Annotated in this window: 2 protein-coding genes; both read right to left on the bottom strand. The window is 68.6% G+C overall.

The genetic code is table 11. The features are described 5' to 3' along the window. The coding region (gene pstS, locus GA0115259_RS27315; RefSeq protein WP_202450390.1) for a phosphate ABC transporter substrate-binding protein PstS at positions 1-1,465 on the bottom strand (1,465 nt) is incomplete at its 3' end. Then, a partial coding sequence (gene pstA / locus GA0115259_RS27310; RefSeq protein WP_107469272.1) for a phosphate ABC transporter permease PstA occupies positions 1,462-2,570 on the bottom strand: 1,109 nt, incomplete at its 5' end. The genes pstS and pstA, both read right to left, overlap by 4 nt.

Genomic DNA, 2,570 nt, shown 5'->3' with positions numbered 1-2,570 from the left:
CCGTGGCACCGCCCGAGGCAGCCGCTCCGTCGGTGCCGGCCGAGGTGCCGCCCGTACCGCCGGTCGCTCCCGTACCGCCGGTGCCGCCCGTGCCGCCGCCCGAACCGCCGCTGCCCGAACCGCCGTTGGTGCCCTGCGCCGAGGGCTTCACCGGCGTGGACTCGTCCTTGGCGCCCGCAGTACCGGTCGAGCACTGGGTCGAGCCCCGCTTGTCGCAGTCCTTGGGCTGCGGAGCGTTGTTGGCGAGCGTGTTGGTCCCGTCCGAGGAGAAGGTGGGATTGCGGCAGGAGTTGATGTTGACCTTGTCCTTGGGCGCGCCCGGGATCCGCTTGACCTGCTCGAAGCCCGCCAGGACCAGGTTCTTCGGCAGCGGCGAGTAGCCGAGTTCCTCGGCCATCTGCTGGCCGTCGCAGAGGAAGTAGTTGGCGAAGGTGCCCAGTGAGAGGCCCTTGGCCTCGGTCATCGGATTCTGCTCACCGGTCAGCGACGTGGGAATGATCATGTAGCTGTAGCTGGAGAGCGGATACGACCTCTTGTCCCTCGACCGGTAGACGCCGTCGAGAATCTGGGTCAGATAGTTGGTCGAGTTCTTGTCCGGGTTGATCCTGGCGTCGAGCAGGGCCACGGCGACGCTGGACGCGGTCGGCTCCACGTAGTAGTCCGACTCGTTGAGCACCTTGGCCACCGGGAAGCCGGTCGCGATCGCGTACGAGTACTCGACATAGGTGATCGCGCCCTCGGCCTGGCCCTGCTTCACGAAGCCCGAGACACCCAGGGATCCGGACTTGGCGATCGTCGACGTACCGGGCACCACCGGGAAGTACGAGGTGAGACCGCACGGCGTGGCACGGCCGGCCCGTCCGCAGTAGTCGTTCCAGGTCGAGCTGTGCTCCTTGGACAGCCAGGTGGTGAGCTGCGCCGTGGTACCGGAGCCGTCGGAGCGTACGACCGGGACGATCCTGCGTGCGGGCAGGGTGAGTCCGGGGTTGTCCGCCCTGATCTCGGGCGCGTTCCACATGGTGATCTTCGAGGTGAAGATCTTGGCGAGGACATCGCCGGACAGCCGCAGATTGGTGACCCGCTTGCCGCCGATCTTCAGGTTGTACATGAAGGCCGTACCGCCGGCCACGATCGGCATGTAGGCGTATCCGCGCTGCGGCGGGACATCGGTGACGCCGCCCTCCTTGAGCCCGTAGGGGATCTCGGAGACACCGAAGTCGACCGTGCCGTTCTTGAACTGCTCACGGCCGTTGGACGATCCGGTCGCGGCGAAGTTGACGGTCATACCGAAGTTGGAGGCGACATTGCGGCGCCACTGGTCGAGCGCGTTGGCGCTCCAGGTGGAGCCCGCGCCGTTGATCTTCGGATAGGTCACCGCCCAGGCGGGCGGCGGGCCGACGGCGAGCAGCGCGCAGAGCAGCGCGGCCAGCCCCATGGCCAGACGGGAGACGGTCGCGGGTCTCACGGGGAACTCCTGAAGGGTGTGGCGGAGGGTGCGGCCGGCTTGTGGCCGTCCGTACCGGTGCGGGTGCGGGTGGCGAAGCGCTCGGCGTCACGGCGTGAGGCGAGCACCCGCCGATGGGTCTGACGGCGCGTCAACTGGCCCGGCGCGCGCCCGCCGATGATCCGGGCGGCGATGAACAGCAGCAGCACCAGGGCCATCAGCGTCGCCGCGGTGCCGAAGCCTCGGGCGATCATGTTCGGTTCGGGCGACTTGACGAACTCGAAGGTGGCCAGCGGCAGCGACACCTGCGATCCGTCGAAGGGATCGGCGTTCATCTCTGCGCTGAAGCCCGCCGTGAGCAGCACCGGAGAGGTCTCGCCGACACCGCGCGCGGTGCCGAGGATCACCGAGGTGGTCAGGCCCGAGCGCGCGGTGGGCAGCACCACGTGCCAGGCGGTGCGCCAGCGCGAGGTGCCCAGCGCGTACGACGCCTCGCGCAGCGTGCCGGGAACCAGCCTGATCACCACGTCGGAGGCGCGGATGATGATGGGCAGCATCATCACCGCCAGTGCGAGGGAGGCGGCGAGGCCCGATCTGCCGGTGCCCAGAGTGAGGATCACGGTCGCGTAGATGAACAGGCCCGCGACGATGGACGGCAGCGCGGTCATGGCCTCGACGACGGTACGGACGAACCGCGCGAACCGTCCCGGCACCTCGTTGAGGAAGACCGCGCAGAGCAGCCCGGTCGGCACGGTGAGCACCAGCGCGATACCGATCTGCTCCAGCGTGCCGACGACGGCGTGCAGGATGCCGCCCACGCTCAGCGGTTCGAGCGGGCCCGAGAGCTTCATGTCCTCGGTGAAGAAGTTGAGATGAGGCAGCGCCTTGCGGCCCTCCCAGAGCGTGTAGACGATCACGAAGGCCAGGGCGGCGAGCAGGACCAGGCCCGCGGTGCGGACGACGACGCCGGCGAGCCGGTCCCGTACGGTCGCTCCGTCCTCGTCGAAGGAGACCAGCAGGGCGTACAGGGCGAGGAAGATCACGTACCCGACGCAGACAAAACCGACCGCGCCGTTGAACGGCAGCAGCCACACGAAGAGCAGCGCGGTCAGCCCGACGGCCGCGA

Source organism: Streptomyces sp. MnatMP-M17 (assembly GCF_900091995.1).
In the GTDB taxonomy this organism is placed as follows: Bacteria; Actinomycetota; Actinomycetes; order Streptomycetales; family Streptomycetaceae; genus Streptomyces.
Note: the sequence above shows the minus strand (reverse complement) of the source record. Positions and strands in the feature narration are given on the sequence as shown.